This is a genomic window from Gilliamella sp. B3022 (assembly GCF_028751545.1).
Taxonomy (GTDB): domain Bacteria; phylum Pseudomonadota; class Gammaproteobacteria; order Enterobacterales; family Orbaceae; genus Gilliamella.
Window position 1 is genome coordinate 1,332,010 of the sequence record NZ_CP071867.1, and the last position, 26,802, is coordinate 1,358,811.

The 26,802-nt window shown below is 34.3% G+C and carries 22 protein-coding genes, 1 pseudogene and 1 riboswitch; of the genes and pseudogenes, 9 read left to right on the forward strand and 14 right to left on the reverse strand.

Features of this window, described 5'->3' with window-relative positions; translation table 11 throughout:
* Positions 1–217: 217 nt before the first annotated feature.
* Both aroD and J4T76_RS06035 read right to left on the reverse strand, forming a co-directional pair.
* A complete protein-coding gene (gene aroD / locus J4T76_RS06030) occupies positions 218–982 on the reverse strand; it encodes a type I 3-dehydroquinate dehydratase (RefSeq protein WP_267354984.1) in 765 nt (254 codons plus the stop codon).
* Between the two features lie 104 nt (positions 983–1,086).
* On the reverse strand, positions 1,087–1,962 hold the full coding sequence (locus J4T76_RS06035; protein ID WP_267345989.1) for a shikimate dehydrogenase: 876 nt from the start codon (positions 1,960–1,962) through the stop codon (positions 1,087–1,089).
* A gap of 851 nt (positions 1,963–2,813) precedes the next feature.
* On the opposite strand from J4T76_RS06035, the gene J4T76_RS06040 reads away from it, so the two are divergent.
* Together J4T76_RS06040 and rsmB are read left to right on the forward strand one after the other, a co-directional pair.
* Positions 2,814–4,157, forward strand: a complete 1,344-nt coding sequence (locus J4T76_RS06040) for a Na+/H+ antiporter family protein (RefSeq protein ID WP_267341192.1) — start codon at positions 2,814–2,816, stop codon at positions 4,155–4,157.
* A gap of 35 nt (positions 4,158–4,192) precedes the next feature.
* The gene (gene rsmB / locus J4T76_RS06045; RefSeq protein ID WP_267356042.1) at positions 4,193–5,485 is read left to right on the forward strand and encodes a 16S rRNA (cytosine(967)-C(5))-methyltransferase RsmB; all 1,293 of its coding nucleotides are present in this window, start codon (positions 4,193–4,195) and stop codon (positions 5,483–5,485) included.
* Between the two features lie 298 nt (positions 5,486–5,783).
* On the opposite strand, the pseudogene J4T76_RS11865 reads toward rsmB, so the two are convergent.
* A pseudogene (locus tag J4T76_RS11865) lies at positions 5,784–6,058 on the reverse strand (NAD(P)H-dependent oxidoreductase); the annotation flags it as partial.
* Between the two features lie 167 nt (positions 6,059–6,225).
* Between J4T76_RS11865 and serB the strand changes: the two are divergent.
* Both serB and radA read left to right on the forward strand, forming a co-directional pair.
* Complete coding sequence (serB, locus tag J4T76_RS06050; protein ID WP_267341195.1) at positions 6,226–7,200, forward strand: phosphoserine phosphatase; 975 nt, start codon at positions 6,226–6,228, stop codon at positions 7,198–7,200.
* A gap of 9 nt (positions 7,201–7,209) precedes the next feature.
* Positions 7,210–8,586: a DNA repair protein RadA gene (radA, locus tag J4T76_RS06055; RefSeq protein WP_267341196.1), complete on the forward strand. Its 1,377-nt coding sequence runs from the start codon at positions 7,210–7,212 to the stop codon at positions 8,584–8,586.
* A gap of 76 nt (positions 8,587–8,662) precedes the next feature.
* On the opposite strand, the gene ppnN is transcribed toward radA, so the two are convergent.
* Positions 8,663–10,039, reverse strand: coding sequence for a nucleotide 5'-monophosphate nucleosidase PpnN (gene ppnN, locus J4T76_RS06060; protein WP_267341197.1), 1,377 nt, complete (start codon positions 10,037–10,039; stop codon positions 8,663–8,665).
* 525 nt (positions 10,040–10,564) lie between these two features.
* Positions 10,565–10,690: riboswitch (molybdenum cofactor riboswitch) on the forward strand.
* Here ppnN and moaA point away from each other — a divergent pair.
* Entirely contained in the window at positions 10,687–11,661 is a 975-nt protein-coding gene (moaA, locus tag J4T76_RS06065) for a GTP 3',8-cyclase MoaA (protein WP_267341199.1), read from the forward strand. It overlaps the preceding riboswitch by 4 nt.
* Here moaA and gluQRS read toward each other — a convergent pair.
* From gluQRS to folK, 3 genes are all read right to left on the reverse strand, one after another.
* Positions 11,646–12,530, reverse strand: coding sequence for a tRNA glutamyl-Q(34) synthetase GluQRS (gene gluQRS / locus J4T76_RS06070; RefSeq protein WP_267341200.1), 885 nt, complete (start codon positions 12,528–12,530; stop codon positions 11,646–11,648). The two genes, moaA and gluQRS, sit on opposite strands and share 16 nt — an antisense overlap.
* 34 nt (positions 12,531–12,564) lie before the next feature.
* Complete coding sequence (dksA, locus tag J4T76_RS06075) at positions 12,565–13,020, reverse strand: RNA polymerase-binding protein DksA (RefSeq protein WP_267341202.1); 456 nt, start codon at positions 13,018–13,020, stop codon at positions 12,565–12,567.
* A gap of 136 nt (positions 13,021–13,156) precedes the next feature.
* A complete protein-coding gene (folK, locus tag J4T76_RS06080) occupies positions 13,157–13,642 on the reverse strand; it encodes a 2-amino-4-hydroxy-6-hydroxymethyldihydropteridine diphosphokinase (RefSeq protein WP_267341203.1) in 486 nt (161 codons plus the stop codon).
* Between the two features lie 209 nt (positions 13,643–13,851).
* Between folK and J4T76_RS06085 the strand changes: the two genes are divergently transcribed.
* Positions 13,852–15,210 (forward strand): MmgE/PrpD family protein, encoded by a 1,359-nt coding sequence (locus J4T76_RS06085; protein WP_267341204.1) that lies wholly within the window; start codon positions 13,852–13,854, stop codon positions 15,208–15,210.
* Between the two features lie 38 nt (positions 15,211–15,248).
* On the opposite strand, the gene J4T76_RS06090 is transcribed toward J4T76_RS06085, so the two are convergent.
* The 7 genes from J4T76_RS06090 to syd all read right to left on the reverse strand — a co-directional run bounded on the left by J4T76_RS06090 (position 15,249) and on the right by syd (position 21,484).
* Positions 15,249–16,001, reverse strand: coding sequence for an amino acid ABC transporter ATP-binding protein (locus J4T76_RS06090; RefSeq protein WP_267341206.1), 753 nt, complete (start codon positions 15,999–16,001; stop codon positions 15,249–15,251).
* A gap of 11 nt (positions 16,002–16,012) precedes the next feature.
* Complete coding sequence (locus J4T76_RS06095) at positions 16,013–16,684, reverse strand: amino acid ABC transporter permease (RefSeq protein ID WP_267341208.1); 672 nt, start codon at positions 16,682–16,684, stop codon at positions 16,013–16,015.
* A complete protein-coding gene (locus tag J4T76_RS06100) occupies positions 16,681–17,463 on the reverse strand; it encodes an amino acid ABC transporter substrate-binding protein (protein WP_267341209.1) in 783 nt (260 codons plus the stop codon). The genes J4T76_RS06095 and J4T76_RS06100 overlap by 4 nt, the downstream gene beginning before the upstream one ends.
* Positions 17,460–17,984, reverse strand: a complete 525-nt coding sequence (locus J4T76_RS06105) for a GNAT family N-acetyltransferase (protein ID WP_267345994.1) — start codon at positions 17,982–17,984, stop codon at positions 17,460–17,462. The genes J4T76_RS06100 and J4T76_RS06105 overlap by 4 nt, the downstream gene beginning before the upstream one ends.
* Positions 17,981–19,342 carry an adenylosuccinate lyase gene (gene purB, locus J4T76_RS06110; protein ID WP_267341212.1) on the reverse strand — a complete coding sequence of 454 codons (1,362 nt, stop codon included), beginning with the start codon at positions 19,340–19,342 and terminating at the stop codon, positions 17,981–17,983. Before purB ends, J4T76_RS06105 begins: the two co-directional genes overlap by 4 nt.
* Before the next feature lie 294 nt (positions 19,343–19,636).
* Positions 19,637–20,812, reverse strand: coding sequence for an amino acid aminotransferase (locus J4T76_RS06115; protein WP_267341214.1), 1,176 nt, complete (start codon positions 20,810–20,812; stop codon positions 19,637–19,639).
* 138 nt (positions 20,813–20,950) lie between these two features.
* The gene (gene syd / locus J4T76_RS06120; RefSeq protein WP_267341216.1) at positions 20,951–21,484 is read right to left on the reverse strand and encodes a SecY-interacting protein; all 534 of its coding nucleotides are present in this window, start codon (positions 21,482–21,484) and stop codon (positions 20,951–20,953) included.
* 744 nt (positions 21,485–22,228) lie between these two features.
* On the opposite strand from syd, the gene rne reads away from it, so the two are divergent.
* The 3 genes from rne to J4T76_RS06135 all read left to right on the forward strand — a co-directional run bounded on the left by rne (position 22,229) and on the right by J4T76_RS06135 (position 26,801).
* Positions 22,229–24,934, forward strand: a complete 2,706-nt coding sequence (rne, locus tag J4T76_RS06125; protein ID WP_267356039.1) for a ribonuclease E — start codon at positions 22,229–22,231, stop codon at positions 24,932–24,934.
* A gap of 78 nt (positions 24,935–25,012) precedes the next feature.
* Positions 25,013–25,948: an ABC transporter permease subunit gene (locus J4T76_RS06130; RefSeq protein WP_267345999.1), complete on the forward strand. Its 936-nt coding sequence runs from the start codon at positions 25,013–25,015 to the stop codon at positions 25,946–25,948.
* On the forward strand, positions 25,941–26,801 hold the full coding sequence (locus tag J4T76_RS06135) for an ABC transporter permease subunit (RefSeq protein WP_267356037.1): 861 nt from the start codon (positions 25,941–25,943) through the stop codon (positions 26,799–26,801). The genes J4T76_RS06130 and J4T76_RS06135 overlap by 8 nt, the downstream gene beginning before the upstream one ends.
* The last annotated feature ends 1 nt before the right edge of the window (position 26,802 follow it).

The following is a 26,802-nucleotide window of genomic DNA, read 5'->3' on the forward strand; positions in this document are numbered from 1 at the left end:
GGTTGATTAATTTTAACTCTACAAATCTCTTTGGCCCTATTTTCAGAAATAAATTGAATAATATTACGTCCAACTGCATTTTTTATTACTCAGACATCATTATCTGATCTAAATCAATTTTGCCTTATCAATACGACGATTTATTCTATTTTTGATAATGTTTACTTAAAGACAAATTAAATATAACTTTTTAATTAATAATAAACTTAATGTTTTCTTAGATTTTGCTTCGATATAAAACTTCTGAAATATAACGTAACTCTTGCACATCTAATTGACCTGGTGCTGATGCATTTTTTGCTGCACCAAATGTCATTGAAGATCCAAAGATTGTTCCAGCTACGCGGCTCACAACACCAAGACCTGACATAGACATAGTAATAATGGGTTTTTCAGCGTATTTTTCATTCATCTCGGTTGTTGCAGCAAGTAACGTTAAAACATCATCAGTTGTTTGTGGCATGACTGCAATTTTGGAAATATCAGCGCCTAAATCTTGCATTTTTCGTAATCGATAGATGATATCGCTTTTAGGGGGGGTTTTGTCAAAATCGTGGTTGGATGCTACCACAAAAACATTGTGCTGATGGGCAATATGAATAATCTCTTTTACATAGTTATCACCAATAAACACCTCAACATCAATAAGATCGATTAAACCACTATGCGCTATTTGTTTATTTAATTCCATATATGAAGTTAATGGCCAAGGTTTTACACCACCTTCGTTTTCTGTTCTAAAAGTAAACAAAATAGGTTTATTGGGTAAAAGTTCTCGAATTTGTTTCGCTATCTGTTTTACAGCATTGATATTGTCAACTTGAGTAAAGTGATCAACACGCCATTCTAACACATCAAAATCGATTGATTGTAAAAATAGTATTTCTTCGAGTAATTCTGCTTCGGTTTTACCGACAACAGGGACGATAATTTTAGGTGCGCCAGAACCTATCTCAATTCCTTTAATAGTAACGGTTTTCATTTAATATCCTGCTAGTAAAAAATCATGTTAATTGAATCTAATTCAATCAATTTCACCACCAATTATAATGGTGGTATTTAAATCTAAAAAATAGGTTTGATTATCTATTGATCTTTAAATCCCATTTTTTCTTTTATATATTCAATAGGTGCCTCTTCACCAGTCCAAATTTTAATTTGTGCTGCGCCTTGCCATAACATCATGCCAATACCATTGAGTATTTTACAACCTTGTTGCTCTGCTATTTCAAGTAATTTCGTTTTTCGTGGGCTATAAATACAATCAGTTACCACAAGATCTGCTCTTAGCATAGTTGGATCGGTTATTAAACTTTGATTTTCTAATGGCTTCATACCTACGCCAGTAGCATTACAAATTACGACGCTTTCTGCAATTTCTTTGCGTAATTGTTTTTTATCATCAAGATCAGTTATATGAACCTTACATTGAGTATCTTTATTTAATTTTTTTGCTATCGCTTTGATTTTTCTGTAACACTCGTCTTTTTGGTTAAATATGGCAATCTCTTTTACACCATCTAGTGCTGCTTGTACAACAATTGCTGTTGCCGCACCTCCCGCTCCCATAATTGTTATTTTTTTACCAATAACATCAACATTCGCCTCTTTAAGCATACGCATATAGCCTATACCATCAGTGTTGTAACCTGTTAGTACGCCGTTATCATTTGAAATGGTGTTACAAGCGCCACTTATTTCAACCGCTGGTGTTAATTTATCTAAATATTGGCATACTAATTGTTTGTTTGGCATCGATACGGCACTTCCACGTAACCCTAATGCCCTTAAACCTTTTATTGCATCCGGTAACTTTTCTTGATCCACTTCGAATGCTAAATATACATAAGGTATATTCAATTTAGAATAGCTTATATTTTGCATTTGTGGCGATAAACTGTGGCGGATTGGGTAGGCCATTAATCCTATTAATAAGTGATGACCGTCGATATTATCTCTCATAGACATTCTCCAAAATAACCTTATCAAAACACAAGGTTTTATAACATAAAGATTTTTCTTCAACTAGTTAAGTTACGCGCGAATATCTATAATATACATCATAGCGCGTTAAATGAGTGATTTTGACAGGGATGGCTCATCATTACAACATTCAATTTAAATCAATATTTAAAGTAATGCTTTTCATAATGTCACAAGATCAATTTCTAAGCTTCTTTTGATACCCGACAATTATGTGTTTGGTAAAGTCATTCCTTTATATTTTTTAGTTTAGTTTAGATTTCTATCATAGAAAAATTGCATATACCACCAATCCTCATTTAGCACTTTTTAGATTTTCAGGCGTGTTTGATTTATGAATAAAATGGATTGAATTGGCTATCATACCTGAATTATTGTGATAGCATTCATTATCGTACTAATATTTAGCCTATCTTTCTTATTAATTAAAATTTAATTCATAGGAAATATAAATTCTCTGTAATTTTTGAATTAGCTTAATCATGATTTGTTATATTATTTCTATAAATATAGGTATTTCTATTAAAAATATTTATTATTTAAAGTAAAAGATATTGTTCACTTGCTAAGTTAAAAAAGGATTTTTTATTAAAATGGGAGTTACATCAAAAAAATAAAAATCAGTAGATTAAAAGCAATAACGATTAAATATCAGACAACTCTTTCAATAATCTTTAATTAAAATTTGTTTAGAAATGTTGCAAATTTATACAAAAATCAATATGTTTTGCGTTAACGTTATTTACAATCTATGTTCTACTCTATCAATTGCACTTTCTATATCTATAGCCTAAAATGTTAAACTTTGCTTCTTAACCCAGAATCTTTTTATGAATACAGTGCTTGATTTGTTCTCGTCTATAAATGCAGTTGTGGTTGCGGTAATTTGTATGTTAATTTTGTCTCTTTGCCGTGTTCATGTGGTAATCAGCTTAATTATTGGTGCGTTTGTAGGCGGATTATTTAGCCATTTATCGTTAAAAGAAACGATCGATGCTTTTAATACTGGTATTAGTAATGGTGCTAATATTGCGCTTTCTTATGCTATGCTTGGCGCTTTTGCTGTAGCGATTTCAAAATCAGGCTTGCCTGAATTATTAGCAGATAAGGCAATAAAACAGCTTACAACCAGTAGTGCTAAAAAGCGTATTAAATGGTTATTAATTATCATTATTGCACTGGTTAGTATTTCATCACAAAACATTATTCCTATACATATCGCTTTTATCCCTCTATTGATTCCACCACTTTTATATGTGATGTCGCGTTTGCAATTAGATAGAAGAATGATTGCTTGTATCATGACTTTTGGTCTTATTACACCTTATATGTTCTTACCTGTTGGTTTCGGTAATATCTTTTTAAATCAAATTTTGTTAAAAAATATTATTTCATCAGGAATGGATGTCAGTCATGTTAATGTCATGCATGCGATGGCCATTCCTGCATTGGGTATGTTTATTGGTTTATTGTGGGCTATTTTTGTAAGTTACCGAAAACCAAGAGAATATAAAATTATTCGTGAAGAAATTAATTTAGATGCACTAAACAATGTGAATAAGCGTTCACTTATTGTTTCATTATTAGCTGTCATTTTATCGTTCGCAATTCAACTTTACACCGGATCAATGATTTTAGGTGCTTTAGTTGGTTTTATTTGCTTTATTGTATCAGGCTCAATTAAGTGGGGTGAAGCAGACGGCGTATTTACTGATGGTATCAAAATGATGGCGATGATTGGTTTTGTAATGATTTCAGCTCAAGGTTTTGCCGAAGTTTTGAAACAGACTCACGAAATTGAACCTTTAGTTATCAATAGTGCTGAGTTATTCGCTGGCAATAAAGTTATTGCTTCATTTATGATGATGCTTGTTGGACTGGTTATCACCTTAGGTATTGGTTCCTCATTTTCAACTGTACCAATTATTGCTGCTATTTATGTACCACTTTGTGTACAACTTGGTTTTTCTCCTATTGCTACTGTTTGTTTAATTGGTGCATCTGGAGCGATTGGTGATGCAGGATCTCCGCCTTCTGATACTATTTTATCAACATCAGCAGGCTTAAATAGTGATGGTCAGCATGATCATATCCGCGATAGTGTTATTCCAACATTTACTCATTTTAATATTCCATTATTTATTGCTGGCTGGGTTGGATCATTAATTTTATAAACATTTAGATAGATGAGTTAAGGTCATTATTGGTTATGAATAAAAAGTCACATTCAAATATTCGAGCTATTTGTGCGCAAGCGATTTTCAATGTGCTTGAAGAGGGGCAATCGCTTAGTACGGCCTTAACGTTATTTACCCATAAAATAGCGGAAAAAGATCGCGCTCTAGTACAAGAAATCTGTTTTGGTGTGATGCGTGTTTTGCCTGAACTTAATTTTTATATTCATACTTTGATGAATAAAATTCTTACTGGAAAAAATCGAGTTTTACACTATTTATTGTTAGTGGGCATTTACCAAATTTTATATACCCGAATCCCTGAACATGCCGCAGTAGGCGAAACAGTGAATGCCGTAAATGATTTAAACAAATCATCGCTCAAAGGATTAGTAAATGGCGTATTGCGTGAATTTTTACGCCAACAGCAATCATTACAACAAAAATTTGTACAGGATGATAAACAGCAGACAACTCAAACCTTGCATCCAAGTTGGTTACTTAATCGTCTAAAACAAGCTTATCCACAGCAATGGACAAATATTGTCAATGCGAATAACCAAAAACCGCCAATGTGGTTACGAGTTAATCTTAATCACTATTCTGTTAGTGAGTATCAACAATTGTTAGCTGAACAGCAAATTGAATCAGAGACTTTTGCCGATTTACCTTGTGCTATTAGGTTATTGTCTCCTGTAAATGTAGCGAAGTTACCTTATTTTGCAGAAGGAGCAGTTACAGTACAGGATTTATCTGCTCAATATGCTGCATATTTGTTAGCACCCAAAAATGGTGAGCAAATTTTGGATATGTGTGCCGCACCAGGTGGTAAAACAACCCATATTTTAGAAATTGCACCAAAAGCAAATTTATTAGCAGTAGATGTTGATGCGTGTCGTGCTAAACGTATTGAAGAAAATCTGGCACGCTTAAAACAAGTAGCAGAAGTGAAAGTGGGGGATGGGTTGACACCTGAGAAATGGTGCAAAGGCAGACAATTTGACCGTATTTTGCTTGATTCACCATGCTCGGCAACAGGAGTGATTCGTCGCCATCCTGATATCAAGTGGTTACGTCGCGATAGCGATATTACACAATTAACTGAATTACAACACGAAATTATAACTCAAATTTGGCCATATCTTAAAGTAAATGGCATTTTAGTTTATGCTACCTGTTCAATCCTACTTGATGAAAATAAATTACAAATTGAGCGTTTTTTGCAAGAAAACAGCAATGCCCAACTTGTGGGTGACATGAAACAATTTTTACCGACTGCACAAGGTGGTGATGGTTTTTTCTATTCTGTTTTAAAAAAAAAGAGTTAGTGCATTTTAAAAATGTCATGCTCTATTAAAAAATAATTAATGCATTACCGTTGTGCTACTTGCTGTAATTTTAATTAATTTAGCTAGTTGCTTACTATGTTATAATACTTTTGCTTTTATCGTCGTTTTACTCTTCAATAACAGGTGTCATATCTTATAAAAGTACAGGATAGATATTACATTGGTATGTATCATGCTGAAATCTTAATGGATTCGAATAAGTTATTCATTAATTCAGGGTGATATTTATAAAATTTTGCTCTATTTGTCCTAAAGTTAACCTTTGTAATCATTTTTAATCTTTTAATTTATGCCTTTGTAAGCCATAAGCAAATTGATAGGTTAATACCTCATCAAACCATATTTCAAGTATTGCTGGCATGTGAAACCAATACACAAGGTATTTTAGCACGATTAGATCATGCTAAGTAAAGCGACTTGTTCTTCTTATACATTGATTTTGTAATCTGGATAAAATTGGTGAATATTACGAATTTTCAAATTAATAATCATCTTTTGCAGTAATATTTTGATGGTTTTGTTCGCTATAAAATGGATGTTTGAATATAAAATTACATATTTTGTAAAAAATATTTAGGAGTCTATACCGTTTTAAATATTTTGTGTTCAAATATTTGAATTTAAAAGTTGAATATTAGATAAGCTAAATTCCAATTTGGACAATCTTTTGTAGATATGCTAAATTCTGATTTCGTTTTACGTTATAATGATTTTCTGATATGGCTTACACACTCACCTATAATGATTTACCTGAAAATATTCAAGATTGGCAAGGATTACCGCTTTCTTTAAATGGTTGTGAGGTTGTTCCGCTTGATTACAATGCAGGTAAAACCGGTTGGATTATTTATGGAAAGAAATTGAATAAAACAATATTATCAACATTCCAAAATAAACTGGCTATGCCAATGGTGATTGTGTCATCGTGGACAATCAAAACCTATCAAATTGTTCGTATCGCTGGGGTAATGCCTAAAAAAGCTAAATCCATCTCACTGACTTTAGGTATTGATGTTGCACCAATTGATAATCTACCAACGTTGCATTCTCCTGGTCTACTTATCATGGATATGGATTCAACTGCAATTGGCATTGAATGTATTGATGAATTGGCTAAATTGCATGGGGTTGGCGAGCAAGTTGCTGCCGTTACTGAACAAGCTATGCGCGGAGAACTAGATTTTTCAACTAGTTTACGTAAAAGAGTTGCGACATTAAAAGGTGCATCTCAAAACATCTTACAAGAAGTGAAAGACAGGCTACCACTTACGCCAGGACTAACTTATTTAGTTCGTGAGTTGTACAAAAAAAATTGGCATGTTGCTATTGCCTCTGGGGGATTTACCTATTTTGCTGATCATCTTAAACAAAAATTAAAGTTAGTTGATGCTTATGCTAATCAATTAGAAATTAAAAATGACAAACTAACTGGTAAAGTGATTGGTGATATTGTGGATGCTAAGTACAAGGCAAGAACATTGCAGCAATTAGCAGCTTCGCTTGATATTCCAATTGAACAAACTGTTGCAATTGGTGATGGAGCAAATGATTTAATGATGATTCGGATTGCTGGACTTGGCGTAGCTTATCATGGTAAACCCAAAGTTGTTGAAAAGGCGAGAATTAGTATTAATTATGCAGATTTAACTGGTTTATGGTGTATTTTATCAACCAGTTTATTAAGTGAAGGTTAGGAGAATAACTTGGCAAAAACCGTTAAACGTGCTTATGTGTGTAATGATTGTGGTGCAGATTATCCGCGCTGGCAAGGTCAGTGTAGTGCTTGCCATGCTTGGAATACGATTACTGAAGTTAGGTTAGCAAGCACCTCATCACGTAATGACAGATTAACGGGTTACGCTGGTGGAACAGGTCAAGCCAAGATTCAAAAATTATCGGAAATTAGTTTAGAAGCCTTACCAAGATTTTCAACTGGATTTTTTGAATTCGATCGTGTGTTAGGTGGCGGAGTTGTGCCTGGCAGTGCCATATTAATTGGCGGTAATCCAGGGGCTGGAAAAAGTACTTTATTGTTACAAACGATGAGTAAATTATCTGTACAAATGAATACATTGTATGTAACAGGTGAAGAATCACTGCAACAAGTTGCTATGCGGGCTCATAGATTAGGTTTACCAACCGATAATATTAATATGTTATCTGAAACCAGCATTGAACAAATTTGTCTACAGGCTGAACAATCACAACCTAAACTTATGGTAATTGACTCAATTCAAGTGATGCACCTTGCCGATATTCAATCTTCACCTGGAAGCGTGGCACAAGTGCGGGAAACTGCAGCTTATTTAACACGCTTTGCCAAAACAAAAGGGATTGCCATTATTATGGTTGGACATGTCACTAAAGATGGTTCGCTGGCAGGTCCAAAAGTCCTTGAGCACTGTATTGACTGTTCCATTTTATTAGATGGGGATGCCGATTCTCGTTTTAGAACGCTACGCAGTCATAAAAACCGTTTTGGTGCAGTAAATGAACTTGGTGTATTTGCCATGACAGAACAAGGTTTAAAAGAGGTCAGTAATCCATCTGCGATATTCTTAAGTCGCGGTGATGAGATGTTGCCCGGCAGTTCGGTCATGGTACTTTGGGAAGGAACGCGTCCACTATTGGTTGAGATTCAGGCTTTAGTTGATCACTCTATATATGGTAACCCTAGACGCGTTACCGTAGGTCTTGATCAAAATAGATTGGCGTTATTGTTAGCTGTTTTGCACCGTCATGGTGGATTACAAATGGCCGATCAAGATATTTTTGTTAATGTTGTTGGTGGCGTAAAAGTTACTGAAACTAGTGCTGATTTGGCATTGATAGCTGCATTAGTATCAAGTTTTCGTAATCGTCCTTTACCGCAAGACGTTGTGATATTGGGCGAAATTGGTCTAGGTGGTGAAATTCGTCCGGTACCAAGTGGGCAAGAGAGAATTTTTGAAGCAGCTAAACATGGTTTTAAAAAAGCGATTGTACCGTTTGCAAATATGCCTAAAAAGAAACCCGACAATATGCAGATTTTTGCAGTGAAGAAAGTATCAGAAGCTTTAGATATTTTGAGTGATTTTTAACAATATGTTTAATAAAGATTATTCCGTCGATATTGTTTTCGGCGGAATATTATAATAGTTGGGTTTTGGCTTTCTGTTAATAACAAATCTCATAACAGGGTTGGTAAGCGGTTCCTCCTGGTAGTTTCATGCGGTCTTGTTTTATAAAACTTCTTAATAAATTATCAAGCTGTTTCATAATTTCAGGATCACCTTGTAATTTATATCGCCCATGTTCGGCAATTTGTTTCATACCAAATTCTTTGACATTGCCGGCAACAATACCCGAGAACGCTCTACGTAAATCTGCCGCCAGTAATTCAACAGGTTGGTTTTTATGCAGATTTAATGCAGCCATATTTTTGTGCAGTGGTTCAAAAGGATGTTGTAGGGATTCATCAATTTTTAATAGCCAGTTAAACCCATAAGCATCACCCGTTTTTAAGCGCGAAGATTTTACGTGTTTTACTCCATCTTTCATAATACGAGCAACTTGTTCAGGTGAGTCAATCACAATTTGATAAAGCTTGGTTGCTTCTTCGCCTAATGTATTACGTACAAAATCATCAATGGCTGCAAAATAACCTTCACACTCTTTAGGACCAGTTAAAATTAGTGGTAGAGTCTGGTTTTTATTAGCAGGATTCAACATGATACCCAGAATATAAAGTAATTCTTCGGCTGTTCCAGGTCCGCCTGGGAATATAATAATACCGTGTGCCATTCTTACAAACGCTTCAAGACGTTTTTCAATATCCGGCATAATAATCAGTTCATTTACTAATGCATTTGGGGGTTCGGCAGCAATAATTGATGGTTCGGTCATGCCAATAAACCGGCTATCTTTATAACGTTGTTGTGCATGACCTACCGCGGCGCCTTTCATTGGTGCTTCCATTATGCCAGGGCCACAACCAGTACAAATGTTAAGCTCACGCAATCCTAGTTGTAAACCAACTTGACGAGCATAATAATATTCGCTTTCATTAATTGAGTGTCCACCCCAACAAACAATGAGATTGGGTTCTTCACCAACATGCAGTGCGTTAGCATTACGTAAAATTGAAAAAACAAGGTTGGTGATGTAGTAAGAGCGTTCTTTTTCAAGTTTATCATTAGGAACTAAATGTTTTATTGCAATTATTTGGCTATTTAAAAAAAGAATATCACGTAAAACGGCAAATAGATTAGCTTGAATTGAACGAATAATTCTTTTATCAACAAATGCACTTTCAGGTGCATTAATAAGCTCTAGTTTAACTCCCCTTTCTTTACTAATAACATTAATTTCGAAAGATTGGAATCTATCTAACAGATCTTTAGTATTATCGGTTTTACTGCCGGCATTGAGTGTTGCTAAAGAACAATTTCTAAATAACTGATAAAGATCACTATTAGCTGATTTTTTTAAAATATCAACTTCAGCTTGAGCAAGTAAGTCCATTGATCCTAATGGGCTAATATGGGTAATCATTACAACCTCCATTTGACGGTTTTATCGGCAAAAAATTATTATATATTCAAATAGAATAAAAAATAAGTAAAGCTGATAATAACGTAATTTATAAATAAGTTAATTTATGGAATATGAAAAATTTAACTGATCTTTTCTAATCAACTATTTTTCAATAGGATATTCAACAAGGATTTGAATGTAATTGTAGTATAAAATTAGATCAATTTTAATCATTGATAACAGTGATTGATTAACTCACTATGAAGATATAGAAAATGAATTTAGTTTATTAATGACTATGTAAACGAATAATCCAATACTGATATAGAAGAAGATATTTAATTAAAAAAAATTTAATTCATAAACAAAAAGATATTCTGTAGGTTCATTTCTTTCGAACTGCACCTATTATTCCTTGCTACATTAACGCTATCTATGCAGGGAACAGTAATAATAACGTCAAGTCTAAAATAAAAAATAAATCAATTTTTGTTATGTTGATATGAAATAGTTGCTTATAGTCAATAAATTAAGACTGTGCTAGACTTAACTAAACTCTGAAGCTATTTTTCCTAAGTGATAATGTTATTCATATGGTCAATTAGCCGCGGTATAGTGCAGAAATGGCTATGCTTCCCGATTTGGATAAGGTGTTTAAATTCTATATGCAATTAGTTGATAACTATCAACGGCGATTTCAATATTTGCGTTTATCGATTACTGAGCTGTGTAATTTTCAGTGCCAGTATTGTTTACCAAATGGTTATCGACCTAATAAAAATCATACGTTTCTTTCACTGAATGAAATTGATAATATTGTATCTGCCTTCAATGAACTTGGCGTAAATAAAATTCGTTTAACCGGCGGAGAACCAACATTACGACGCGATTTTGTTGATATTTTGGCAATGATTTCTTCTTATTCTAGTATTAAGGAACTGGCAATCACTACCAATGGATCGCGTTTATTAAAAAATATTTCACATTGGCAACAAGCTGGGCTAAATGCAATTAACATCAGTATTGATAGCCTATCTCCACACTTATTCAAATTAATCACGGGCCAAGATAAATTGAAAGAACTAGTGCAATGTGTTGAAAAATCATTGGAAGTTGGTATAAAAAAGGTCAAAATTAATACTGTTTTGATGAAAAATATGAATGACAATCTCGATGATTATCTATTATGGATTAAACATCGTCCAATAGAATTACGTTTTATTGAGTTGATGGAAATCGGTGATAGTAATGAGGTGTTTGAACGATATCATACCGCTGGTACAATGATTGAATCACAGCTCATTGTTCAAGGATGGCAGTTACAACCAAAGATTCCATTGTCAGGACCAGCCAAAGTATATGTACATAACGATTATCAAGGTAAAATTGGGCTAATTATGCCATATTCCAAAGATTTTTGTAAAAGCTGTAATCGATTGCGTGTGTCATCCGTTGGTAAATTACATTATTGCTTGTTTGGTAATGCAGCCGTTGATTTACGTGATTTGTTGGTAAGCCCAGATCAAAAAACACAATTACAAACCAAAATCCTTACTTCATTAATGATTAAACCAGAAAAACATTTGCTACATGATCATAATGTTGGTATCACACCGAATTTATCCTATATTGGTGGATAACTGGCATTATGTTTTGGGATATTTGTGAGCTGCCAGTGTTGAATCGCCCAATCTAAAAGTTGCTGTTGAGATGCATCTTGCCAATCTTTTGGCACTTTTTGTCCTAAAAATTGTAAAGCTTGAACAGTTAATGCCTTAAGGTTGTTTAAATCAATAGGGCTGGCATGATTTTGTTTAGAAAGCTTGTTACCATTTTTATCTAAGGCCAAAGGTAAATGACAATATGTCGGAACATTGAAACCTAATAGTTGATACAGTGAAATGTGTTTTGTTGTAACAGGTAGAAGATCGGCACCGCGTACTATCTCTGTAATGCCTTGCTCATGATCATCAAGTACGACCACTAGATTATAAGCAAATAACCCCTTTTTGCGATGAATAATAAAATCTTCTAAGGCATCTGCTTGTTGGACAGTTTGTTTCCCTCGTATTTTATCAGTAAAGGCTAAAACTGGATGATTTTGTTTAATACGAATCGCCATATGTTCGCTATTAATAACAGACAACGGTCGATCACGGCAAAATCCATCATAAATTTTATTTGCTAAACTGTGAATTCGTTGTCTTGTGCAATCACAGTAATATGCTTGTTGTTTATTAAGTAGCGATTGCAGAACAGTTTTATAACGTTTACAACAGTTTGATTGATATAAAATTTCATCATCCCAATATAAATTGAGCGCTTCGAGAGTTTTTAAAATGAGAGTTGATGCCCCTTTAACCTCCCTAGGTGGGTCGATATCTTCAATACGAACAAGCCATTTACCACGACAGTATTTGGCTTGTAAGTAGCTGCCTAAAGCGGTCACCAACGAACCAAAGTGTAATGGTCCTGAAGGTGAGGGTGCAAAACGACCAATATATTGCATGGGCGTATTAAGTAAACTCGTTGATTAAATGGAATTATATACCCATTTGTTTTTCTCGAAGTTCAGCTAAGGTTTTACAATCAATGCATAAATCAGCCGTTGGTCGCGCTTCTAAACGACGAATACCAATTTCAACGCCACAAGATTCACAATAACCAAAATCATCTATTTCGATTTTCTTCAATGTTTTTTCAATTTTCTTAATGAGTCGACGTTCTCTATCACGGGCGCGTAACTCAAGACTGAATTCCTCTTCTTGAGTTGCTCTATCAGCCGGATCTGGAAAATTTGCAGCTTCATCTTGCATGTGAGAAACAGTTTTACCCATTTCACCTTGTAATTGTGAAAGCCATGCTTCTAAGATAAGTTTAAAATGTTTCAATTGGTTAGGATTCATATACTCCTCACCTTTTGCCTCTTTATAAGGCTCAAGTCCTGCAATTGAAAGCAGGCTAAGAGAAGAGGTATTTACTTTTTGTTCCTTTTTCAAAACAATCCCCTTATGTACAGATTATTTGCAGGCGGTAAACTATAGCAATAATTTAGCCTTTGGCAAATTTTTTTTAATTTTTTTTTGCGTTAAGTAAGAGAAAAATAAAACAACTCCATGTTATTAAACAAAATAATTAATTATTCCACTTTATTAAGCCATTGAGTGGACATTTAACCACTAACTCATGCAGTTTATCGTTGTCAGGTAAAATTAAATCCGGCGCGATATCAAACAGTGGATAAAGAACAAATTCTCTACTTTTCATATGATAATGAGGAATCGTTAATCGCTCACTATCAATAATTAAATTATCATACAGTAGAATATCCAAATCCAAGGTTCTTGCTCCCCAGCGATTGTCTTTGCGAATACGCCCTTGGGATTTCTCAATTGCTTGCAGTTCATCGAGCAAAGCTATTGGTGACAAATCTGTGGACATTTTAATCACAGCATTTAGATAATCATTTTGGTCTTTAGGGCCTAACGGTTTACTACGGTAAAATGGTGAAATAGCTAAAATATGAGTAGCAGATAACTGTTTTAATGCGGTAATAGCTCGATTGGCTTGTGCAAATGGATCGTCCAAATTGCTACCTAATGCGATATAACAAATTGACATAATGGATTTAATTTTTTGTCGTGTTAAAAGTAAATGTTGCTCACATTATTTTAGCATATAAATTAAAAGTAAAAAAATGGATATTCAAAGTCTAAGGGTTATGACTAAAAGTTATTAAATTATAACCAGACAATCTTTAACTTATAATTTTTTATACGTTATGGTAACCAGGTTCAGTTTGTTATGTAACGATTTTTTTGAGATGAAAAATGAATTTAGGCCAACAATTAAGTTTTTTAATAGCAAATACTCCCATAATTAACGATCCTAGGACAATTGAATGCGCAATCAATGGTGTGGTTGATTATTTTGCTAGTAGTTTACAAGCTCGTCATGAAGTCGATATCCATCGATTGCTTAATTGGATTGATGATGAAGGGGGTAAAGCCAAAGCTTGGTTGCTAGGACAAAAAAAATTAGCGACAGCCCGTCAAGCGGCATTATTTAATGGTTTTCAAGCGCATTGTTTAGATTATGATGATGTCCATTCTGATATCCGTGGACATCCTTCCGCCGTTATTTTATCAGCACTATTTGCTAGTATACAATTAGATGAGATTCAATCTCCTATTGATGGTAAGCGTTTTTTGACCGCTTATGTTATTGGTATTGAAGTTATGGCGAGACTAGGTAAAAGCGTTAATCCAAAGCATTATGAAAAAGGATGGCATGCAACTCTCACCTTAGGTGGTATCGCTGCCACAGCTGCTATTTGTTACCTTTATAATGAACCTTTTTTGCGGCAAGCTTTGACATTGTCGGCGACTCAAGCATCAGGTATCCGTCTAGTGATGGGTACCCCCATTAAGTTTTTGCATGCAGGGTTAGCCGCTCAGCATGCGATACAATCTGTTCAATGGTTACGCAGTGGAATCACTGCAGAGAAGGACTTTTTAGACGAAAAACTAGGATTTTTAGCTGTTTATGGGCAGGGTAATGATAATTTTGATTTAAGTCAGTGGGGAATCGTTTGGAGAATAGAACACCCTGGGCTATGGTTTAAAACCTATTGTTTTTGTTCTGCCGCAGCTTATATTGCTGATGCTGGTCAGTTACTTTATCAACACCTACAATTTAATGTTCACCATATTAGCCATATTACCCTATTTTTTTCACCAGTAAACAGTGATGCCGCATTAATCTATAATAATCCTGTAATAGCTGAGCAGGGGCGGTTTTCAGCTGAATATATTTTAGCGTTAACTCTATTAGGTATCCCGCTTAATTTTGAGCAATTTAGATCCAATCCTATTCCAGGACAGATTCGAATACTGATGCAAAAAATGCAGCGTAGTTATCAAATCAACCTTGCCCCCCATGCTGACGCCTATAACGGTCGATATGTTGTAATTGAAATTGAGCTAGATACAGGAGAAAAAATTAGTCAACGTATTGATGTTCCTAAAGGATCACCTAGAAATCCTTATAGCCAAATGGAGATGTTATTAAAACTAACAGATGCAATCAAAGACCAACAAAAAGCAAAAAGTTTATTAGCTGATATCAAAAATTTAGCCTCAGGTTTAACGATTAACCAATTTATAGCACAGTATGTTTTAACATTGTAAAATGAAAATGCTAAATAAGTTTTATTGACTTATCTTGATTAAATTTCAAAATCAATTTTATCAGTAATTTGGCATAAAAAGCGTTGAGTCAGTTCATTTTGTGGATTATCGATAATTGATTTTGCTGGACCTTCTTCAACAATTACACCATTTGCCATAAAGATAATGCGATCGGCAACATATTTAGCAAACTCCATTTCGTGCGTGACAATGATCATCGTAATATGTTCTTTAGCTAACTGTAACATCACTTGCAGAACCTCGTGGACTCGTTCAGGGTCGAGTGCCGATGTAGGTTCATCAAATAATAGTACTTTGGGTCTTACTGCCAATGCTCTAGCAATAGCGACTCGTTGTTGTTGACCGCCCGATAAGGTGATTGGATATTGATTCGCATAAGGCAACATACCCACTCGCTTAAGTAAAGATAGCCCATGTTGTTTGGCGTTATCTTTATCGATTTTTTGCCCAATGATTAATGGATAAGTAATATTTTCTAATGCGGTTTTATTTTTAAATAAATTATAGTGTTGAAAAACCATGGACGATTGTTTGCGCAAGCTTATCTCTTCTTTATTGCGATAATGTTTACTATTTAGCGCAACCTCACCTATTTTGATTGTCCCCGTATTCGGTTTTTCCAGTAAATTCAAACAACGCAACAAGGTCGATTTACCTGAACCCGAAGGACCAATAATGGCTACTACTTCACCTTGTTTAATATTTAAATTAATATCTTTTAAAACCTCATTATCGGCAAAGCGTTTAGATAAATGTGAAACAGAAATCATTACCTTTCTCCTTAACGATGATAGGGTTTACTGAGCTTGCTCTCAATCTTTTTTTGTATCCAAGAATAGACAACAACAGTAAACCAATAAACAATACCGACAGCTAAGTAAGTTTCAAAATAAAGGAAAGAATTAGCCGTTAACATTTTTCCTGCTGCTAATAATTCTTGTACGCCAACAAAAAAAGCCACCGATGAGTCTTTAAGTAATGAAATAAACATATTGCCTGTATTGGGTAGGGCATTAACCAGTGCTTGTGGCAGTATAATGCCACGGTAAACTTGAAAGTTACTAAGACCTGAGGTTAAACCAGCTTCTTTTTGTCCTTGATCAACTGATGCCAAGCCCGCACGAAATATTTCGGCTAAATAAGCTGAATATTTTAAACTAAAGCAAATAATTGCTGCTGTCGTTGCACCAATCTGCTTTAATATCGGAAAAATTTGTGGTAAACCATAGTAAATAATAAACAATAATACAACAGAAGGAATACCACGAAATAATGAAATAAATAGCGCAAAGATAGCATCAATCATGATCATTTTATGATTACGTAATAATGCAATTGCTAACCCAAAAACAATGGCAAATATGATCGATACGATAGCAATAAAGAGTGTGACTGGCAGATAAGGTAAAATCTGTGGGAACACACTAAAAAAATAAGTTACATTAAAATTCATGAGGTAATATCTTCACCAAAATATTTAATTGCAATGTTTTGCAATGTGCCATTAGCACGCAGTTTTTCTATAGCCTGATTAAATTTTTCACGTAGTGCTTGGCCTTTTTCATTTTTACTAAATGGAAACGCTACCTGTTCAATAGTGATGGGCTTACCGACTAATTTAAACGGTAAGTTTTTGCGTTTGATTTCGGCAAGTAATATAGGTTTTGAATTGATATATCCATCAACACGCTGATATTCAGTATCATACATAGCACCATCTCGTGTTTCATAGGTTTTTATTATAATGTCATTTTTAGGGAAAGCGTGTTTTAGATTATTGATATGATTAGAGCCAAGCACCCCGGCAATAATTTTACCTTTAAAATCATATAGTTGATTTATATTTTTATTGTTTTTATGAGTAACGATTTGACTGCCATAAAAGCTGTAAATAGAGGAAAAATCATATTTAGCTTCACGCTCTGGGGTAATTGCAACGGCATTGGCAATGGTATCTAAACGCCCTGAATCAAATTGTCCCATTAAACCGCCAAATTCTGCAATAATCCACTCAATTTTATAACCGAGCTCTTTTGCGATAGCTTCAGTGACCTCAACATCAAATCCTACTAATTTATCATTTTGTTTATAACCATTGGGATAACTTTGCCCAGTGGAACCTACTTTTAGAACATTTTGTTCAGTTGTTGGCTTGCTCGATTGATTATCGCAACTGACTAACGCTAAACAAGTGAATATTGCAGTAGATAATAATGTTATCATTTTATTCATTTTTTATAATTCCTATTTTTCCATTCGGTATAGCTATGTTGATTAAAGATTTTTTCGAAATAAATAGTCGTATGATCCATCGTTAAATCAGCTTGACCAATTGGACGAAAGCCTTTTTTAATATACATTTGTACCAACCAAGGGTGATTTTGTGCTGTACCTAAAGTGACCGCGGGTAGTTTTAATTGATTAATTAGGATTTGTTGTTCTACCCAATCCCATAATTGGTTGCCATAACCTTTCCCTTTATATTTGGGATCGGTAGCAAACCAACCTAGATGCGGTAATCCATAAGGTCCTGGGTTATTTCCCCATGGGAAGCGGATACTTAAGGTTGAAACTAGTTCACCTCCTTTTTCAGACAGATAAACTGCATTGCATTCCATATGATGGGTAATTTGCTCATAATTCACTGAGGCCGCGGCAAAATGAATCCCTAAATTGGTTGCCATTTGATACGCATTGTGTAATAAAGTCTGATATGCGGAAATATCAGACTGATTAATCAAGCGGAAGTTCATACTAGTACTCCACTTTGCTCAGCATAATTGATAACTTGCTGCACTTTTTCTGGTGCCGTGCCCAGATAATTAATTGGTTCAAGCCAGCTATCAAGTTCTGCTAAAGTAAACTCTTTATTCAGTAATGGATCATCTAACAACACCTCTTTGAACGCTCTATTTTGTTCAAAGGCTTGCATAGCACAGTTATACACCAGATGATGGGCAGTTTGTTTTCCTAAACGCTTACCAATTTCAAACATGACTTTTTCGGATAACAAAAGCCCATTTTGCATTAACAAATTTGCTAACATGCGATCGCTATTCACTTTCAAACCTTTAAAAATAGTGAATGCGCTTTGCAATTGAGCAGAGATATATAAATTGATTTCGGGTAAGGCAATCCATTCTGCCCGCCAACTCATGGCATCACGCTCATGTTCAACTTTCATCGATTCGTGGATTAACGCCACACTTTTTAATAGAGGGGCGGTTAAGCTCGCTAAACCTTCTAAGGCTGCTGGATTACGTTTATGAGGCATAGTTGTTGAACCAATTTTACCTTCTGAAAACGGTTCTTCGACTTCGTTTATTTCAGTACGCATTAAGTTATAAAACTCATTGCCAATTTTGCCTAGTGTACCACTAATTAAGGCAATGACTGAGGCATATTCCGAAAAACGGTCGCGGGCTGATTGCCAACCGATATTTGGGGTATTAAGACCAAGACTCGATAATGCACGAGCTTCAATTAGAGGACCTAATTTCCCTATTGATGCATAAGTGCAAACAGCGCCGCTGATGTTTCCAACTAACACTCGTTGTTTTATTTCAGTTAAACGTTGTAAATGACGTACAAACTCATCCAACCAAACCGCTAATTTAAAGCCAAAAGTGGTCGGTAGCGCTTGCATACCGTGAGTGCGCCCAACCATAGGAAGATATTGATATTGCTTAGCTAATCGTTTAAGTTCAATGGCAATAAGTTTCGTGTCACGTTCAACAATGGCAAAAGATTGCTTTAATTGTAAGACAGTTGCCGTATCAACGATATCTTGAGTGGTTGCTCCATAATGAATAAATTGGCCCGCTTCGCCCACCTGTTTTTGTAGTGCGTTAATGGTTGACATTAATGAGTGTTTAGCTTTTGCTGCTTCGTTTGCAATTTGCTGTAAAGATAATTTTGATGCATCTGCTTTTTTTATAATCTCACTAGCTACATCAGCGGGGATCACGCCTAATTGACCTTCGGCTTTTGCTAAGGCGACTTCTACATCGACTTGCTTTTCTAAACGATTTTGCTCTGACCAAATCGCCCGCATTTCACTGGTGCTAAAATTATTTCCCAAAATTAAAAAATCTAAAACGTGTGATGCCACCAAATTGCCCCCAATTATTTTCTATATTCTACTGTTCAATTATTAATAATTAATGGATTAGCGTCTAATAATCAGTTTGTATATTGATATAACTAAAAGGAATAAAAATAGAGAATGAAAGATACAGTGGTTTATTCAAAATCACTTAGAGATAAAATTGTTTTTATTTTGATGGATTACTGCAATTTTAGTGGATTAGAATTTTTATTATTTCTCGCAATGACTAAGGAAATTGTATCATTTCCTTAGTTTGCCTATGATATTTTAAATTTTTATTCAAGGAATTAATAGGTTTTAGAGTACTTCAACAATTGATTCACAAAGTCTGGACATATTATCAATAGTCATTCCTGCAATATTGATCCTTCCTGAATTAACAATATAAATGCCATAATCATTACGTAACTTTATAACTTGCTCTTCACTTAAGCCACTAAATGAGAACATTCCATTTTGCTTAGCTATAAAGCTAAAGTCTTGATTTGCACCTTTATCTTGTAACGTTTTAACAAATAATTGTCGCATACGATGAATACGTTGACGCATGTTGGTTAATTCATCAATCCACTCTTCTTTTAACTCGTCATTGTTTAAAATATAAGAGACAATTTTAGCTCCATGAGCTGGAGGATTTGAATAATTCGCACGGATAATAGTTTTAACTTGACTAAAAGCACGCTCAGCAATTTCGGCATTCGCAGCGATTAATGTAAATGCTCCCACGCGCTCATTATATAGTCCAAAGTTTTTTGAATAAGAACTCGCAATAAGCAATTCTGGTTGATGATTAGCAAATAATCTCAATCCATACACATCTTCTTCAACACCTTCTCCAAAACCTTGGTAAGCTAAATCAAATAGAGGTAACCAGCCATTTTTTAGTGCTAGATCTGAAATTGCTTGCCATTGTTCTGGTGTAGGATCGATACCCGTAGGGTTATGACAACAACCATGGAATAGTACTGCTTCACTGGTAGTGACTTGACTTAAACTACTCATCATGGCATCAAAATCAAGACTATGTGTCTGAGGATTGTAATAGTCGTATTCCCTTACTTCAAGACCAGCTGTTTGAAATACACTCCGGTGATTAGGCCAAGATGGATTACTTATCCAAATGCGTTTTACTTTAGTACGGCGAGATAGAAAATCAGCCATTATACGTAGGGCACCAGTTCCTCCTGGCGCTTGGGCTGTTCTTGCACGTTCATTTTTATGACCAAAAAGTAACGTTTGTGTCGCTTCGTTAAATGGACTCGCGCCAACAATTGGTAAATAACTTTTAGTAGTTTCGTCAGTTAATAATGAATGCTCCGCTTTCTTTACACTTTCTAAAATAGGTGTTCTGGTGGTTTCGTCCTTGTAAACACCAACACTTAAATTAATCTTATTGGTGCGTTCATCTTTATTATAAAGATCTGCTAGCCCTAAAATGGGATCGGCTGACGCTGCTGTTAAATATTCAAACATAATTCACCTATCTAATCTAATGACTTTTAAAGCATTATATACACATTCGTTTATAAGTTACAATTTCGAAAATATTTACTTTTACGGATCAATATCATTACTGACTTATTGCTCGAGTTATCGATTAATAATTGTTATTTAATTAATAACAATGAGTTTATTTAAAAAAGTAGTTAAATTTTGGCTTAGTGTAATTAACTCTCCAGTAATCAAATCTTCTTTTACAACCTCTCCGGTTAAATTGTTTAAGGAAATTATTTCAGTATCTTCATCTGTCGCAGCTATAAAAATGGTTGGAACGCGTTTTAATTTTTTTTGTTGAGATAAATGGGCTATTAAATTTCTTTCTAAGTTTGAAAAATCATCATCATTCCAAGTTTGAATTAAAGTTAAGTTTGTGTCAGCTAATTTAGCTGCCATATTGCCAGCATATTGTGTGCCATAAAAAATGTGTGAACAGGGATGTAAGGTGATACCTACAACTTCTTCAACAATGGAGAGATCTCTTGGTGGTTGTAAGATAAATGGTCGCCAAAATACAGTGAGTTGTTGAGTTTTTAAAATACAAGGTGAGGGTATGGAATGCAATTCTTCACTTTGTGGTGCGTAATCAAACTGATTCAACCAACGAGTAGTAAATTCAATGAGTGTTTTTTTATCCGATAAGTCCATAAATCGTTCTTGTCTCTTGTTAATTGTTTTTATTCGTAATTATTATACTGATTAAGAACAACGTTGCACGATGTAATTTGTTGCTTATTTTTAATTAAGTGAAATGAGCTTTAAGACGAAAAATTGTAAAAAAAGTTTCAGGTTTACATGATGTTTCCGTATAAAGTACTCATACTAAAAAGTAAGATTTTCTTTTTTGGTTGAACAAGATTTATAAGAAATACAAAATATTGATAACTATTTATAAAATAGCAATTTTAATTTACTTGCTATCCTTTGCTGAAACGTTAAAATAAGAAAGGATTTTTTTATCCTTGTAATGCAGCAATGGCGTTAGACATTACAACTTTTTTAAAAGTAAAATAGCGTAAGTAGGATTATTATAATTAAATAATATGTTTATTTTGAACAATCAGATAACGATTTAATTTGGTAGCCAAAGTCAAAAAAAACTTTAGTTTATAAGTTAACCATAGAAATAATATCGAAGAGTTATATATTTAGGGATGGTTCACAAAGTGTATGAAACTTTTGAACATTAATAATACCTAAATTTTAAAAAGATATTGTATGAATAATATCGGTTTCACATAAAATAATAACAAAAATAGCACAAATAAAATAATGAATACCATATTTGAATATTTAGTTAACAACCATTATTTATCATTGTTAAATAAACGCTTATTATTAATAATAATATTCTACCTATAATTAATTAAGATTAATAAAGAGTGTAGAATAATGAAAAGAATGCTAATCAACGCAACCCAGCAAGAGGAGTTGCGCGTTGCGCTCGTTGATGGACAACGCTTGTATGATTTAGATATTGAAAGTCTTGGGCATGAGCAAAAAAAGGCTAATATTTATAAAGGCAAAATCACTAAAATAAATCCAAGTTTAGAAGCTGCTTTTGTTTCTTATGGTGGTGAACGTGATGGATTTTTACCATTAAAAGAGATTGCTGAAAGTTATTTCCCTACCAATATTTCGGGTCGTCGTAGTATTAAGCACTTACAAGAAGGACAAGAAGTTCTAATCCAAATTGAAAAAGAGATTCGTGGTAAAAAAGGTGCAGCATTAACGACTTATATTAGCCTTGCAGGTAGCTATTTAGTATTGATGCCTAATGATCCCCGAGCTGGTGGTGTTTCGCGCCGTATTGAAGGTGAAGATCGAGCTGATTTAAGACGCATTATTGATGCGATTGAAAAGCCAAGAGGAATGGGGGTTATTGCTCGTACTGCTGGTGTGGGTAAGAGTCAAGAAGAGTTACAACAAGATTTAAATGCTTTAGTGAATTATTGGACAGCAATTCAAAATGAAGCCAAAAACTATCCAGCCCCAAGTTTAATTCATAAAGAAAGTGATATTATTACCCGTGCATTTCGTGATTATTTACGTGATGATGTAGGGGACATTTTAATTGATAATCCTAAAGTAATGGAAGTGGCTAAAAAACGATTGGTTGATTTAGGTCGTGTTGAATATGTTAACCGCTTAAAACTTTATGAAGGTGATGTTCCATTATTCAATCATTTCCAGATTGAAGGACAAATCGAGTCAGCATTCCAACGCGAAGTTCGCTTACCATCTGGTGGTTCAATCGTTATTGATACGACTGAGGCATTAACCGCTATTGATATTAACTCTGCTAAGTCAATTCGCGGTAGTGATATTGAAGAAACTGCATTTAATACAAATCTTGAAGCAGCTGAAGAAATCGCTCGTCAATTACGTTTACGCGATTTAGGTGGTTTGATTGTTATTGATTTTATCGATATGACACCGATTCGCAACCAGCGTGAAGTTGAAAACCGGTTAAAAGAAGCGATGAAAACTGACCGTGCTCGTATTCAAACTACGCGAATATCTCGTTTTGGTTTGCTTGAGATGTCACGTCAACGCTTAAGTCCTTCATTACGTGAAGCAACACATCATATTTGTCCTCGTTGTCAAGGTACAGGTACCGTCCGTGATAACAATTCATTGTCTCTTTCTATTCTCCGTTTAATTCAAGAAGAAGCAATGAAAGATAACACAGTTCAAATTGATGTGATTGTTCCTGTGCCAATTGCGAGTTATTTACTCAATGAAAAACGTCGAGCGATTACAAATATTGAAAAAATGCATCCTGATGTCAAAATTGTCATTGCCGGGGATGAAGAGATGGAAACGCCTCTTTATAAAGTTATTCGTAAACGTACTGGTGAAGAGACAGATGTACTAAGTTATAATCTACCTAAACTGATTCGTGAGCTTGAAGAAGAGGAAGATGATCAGACAGCAGACATTATTGTAGAACAAGCTATATTATCAGGACCTAAAGTTGAAGCTTGTGCAACACCAAAAGTCAAAGCTGAGCCAAAAATTGAGAAATTGGTCAATTTGTTCAATAATATGCTAGGTAAAGTATGTAAATTATTTGCTGCTGAAAAACCTAAACCAGAACCAGAAGTTAAACAACCATCACCAAAACGACGTGATAATCAACGTTCTAATAATCGACGCCAGCGTAATAATCGTAGTAATAATGCTGTTAATAACATTATTGCTATGGTAACACCGGCAACAGAAAGTCGAGCAAAAGAAACACCAAATAGAAATAGTGGACGTCGCACAAGACAAAGTAATAATGCAAATGCATCAAATACAATAAATACAACTGCTAAAGTAGATAAAACGGTTAATGAAGTTACAACTATTAAGCCAAAAGAACCTAAACCACGACGTCAACAGCGCACTTTAAACAAAAGTGTTCGAGTCAAAAATAGTGAGATGATCGATCAGGCTGTCGGTGAAAAAGTTATTATTCCAACTTTACTGTTACCAATTCTTGTCGCAGAATCAGTGGAGAATAAAGTTACTGAAACTCAACCAAAGCGCCAACGTCGAACATCCAGACATTTGCGTATGAATGGTCAGCGTAATAAGCGACGTTTAAAAAATACTGAACAAAAACAGTCACCAATGCCATTGGCATTTGCAGCTTCATCATTAGAACTGGCATTAGGTCGAGTATTTATCGATTATAGTCAATTGAAGCAGGAGGAACCAAAAGTGACAATACCGTTAATTCCGTCACTTTTGATCCCTATTGTTGTTAAGGATAATGAAGTTGTAGTGACAAATAATATGAAAGATAATACAGATATAACGTTAGATATTGCTCCTGTTAATCAAATAGATATTAATATACAACTTGATTCTAATGAAGTTGAACAAAGTAATGACAGTGATAAATCAGTGAATGAAAATGAACAAACAACAGGGCATTCTTCGGCTGTAATGACTAAAGCATCAGCACCAGAGTATGAAGTATCGAATAAAACTATAAGGTCACGTGAAGAGTCAGACTATCATTTTGATGGTAAAGGTAATGCGGGTGGTTTGAGCGCACAAGATCATGCTTATGCAGCTGCTAGCAAACCATTAATATCAGAAGATTAATCCTTTAAATAGTTTAAAACACGGTAATAAATAGTTGTTACCGTGTTTTATTTACTTATAACAGCGATAAAGATAAACATGATTATCTATATTTTCAAAAAAATAGTAACGTTTTTATTTATTATCTGCGTATTAACTCAGATTAGTTTCTGTTTAGTCTATTTTGCTCCACATTCAATACTTAACTCTAATAATTTGAGTTTTGTTGATGCATATAGTGCTTTTTTTAAGCAATTACTACAAGGTCAATTTAGATTATTATCAGGTGAAACCGTACCATTTTTTCACACTTTATTAGCGACTTTCGAACTTTGTATACTAGCTTTAGTGGTTGCTCTAGTCATTGGACTGCCATTGGGAATTTTTCTTGGTTTGAGTAATATTAATTGGCTTAATAATACTATTCGCTTAGGATCTTTATTTCTGTATTCTTGTCCTAAAGTTATGTTTGTTGTTATTGTGATGCATTGGTTATCGCCTACTTGGTCGATATCAATGAATTTTGATGTGTCGCCGTCAGTAACGGGCACATCGTTACTCGAAATTCTTGTTGCATCAAAAACAATGAAATTACAAGCACTTCTTGTACATCTGCATCATTTGCTTTTGCCTATTATTATTTTAGCCATTCAACCAAGTATTATGACAATACAATTAGTGAGTCAATCGGTAAAAAGTACCTCACGTCAAAACTATATTAAAATAGCGATTATTCGTGAACGATCCCCATTTAAAATTTTACGCCGTCATTTGTTACCTAATTCTATTCCTGCAACGATTCCACAGTTAACATACAATACGACAACACTGCTGTTTTCGACAATGGTAATAGAAATTTTATTTAATCGTGTTGGTCTAGGGCAATGGGTGATGATTGCTTATCACCATCATAATTATTCCATTATAGCTATTGCAATTTTGGCATGTGGTACGGTCATTAGTCTATTAACATTATTAGGTGAAATTTCTTCTGTTGCTATTTATCCATTACGTCATAAGGTAAATTATGTCTAGGGTAACTAAACTAGTAAATGCTATTGTATCTTGCTTTAATAAGCTACACAGTAATGTTTATTTAATTATTAGCTTTTATGGTATTTTAGCAATTGCATTTGTAGCATTATCGACTAAATGGTTTTTTCATGCTCATTTAAATTCTATTTATCCGGCTTCATTACCACCAGCTTGGTGGGCGAATGGTGATTTAAATCATATTTTAGGTACTAATGCCAAAGGACAAGATATTTTTGATTATTTACTGATCGGATATCGCTCGACCATATCCATGACATTAAAAGCCGTATTTTATGTCATTATTTTTGGTGGGATAATTAATTATTTGATGTTCTTTATATCTTTTTTGCGTCCGCTAATTCTATTTATTTTTAAGTTTTGTATGGTTGTGCCACCGCTACTAGGCGTCATTGCAATTAGTATGATATTAGAAGATGATATTACCAACATATTATTAGTGATTGGATTATCTTATACACCACGCTTTATCTATAATATTCATCAACAAGCGATTAATGAATGGCATAAAACTTACATTACAGCTTACCGATTGGATGGGTTATCACCGTTATCAATTTTTAATCACTACATTTTACCTAATATTTTACCCATGTATTTGACCGAAATTGCCTCATTATTTGGTTCGATCATTTTGGCCATTACTACCATAACTTTTCTAGGTTTTGCAAATGACGTTTCACGTCCCGATTTAGGTATGATGATGTTCAAAATGAAAGATATTATCGGTACTAATTATTTAGCTTTTCTATCGCCAGGATTGGCTGTAGTTGTTACTATAACTTTGGTCTATTTATTCAATTTTGGATTATATGGCCAACGAGCAGGGCATTAAT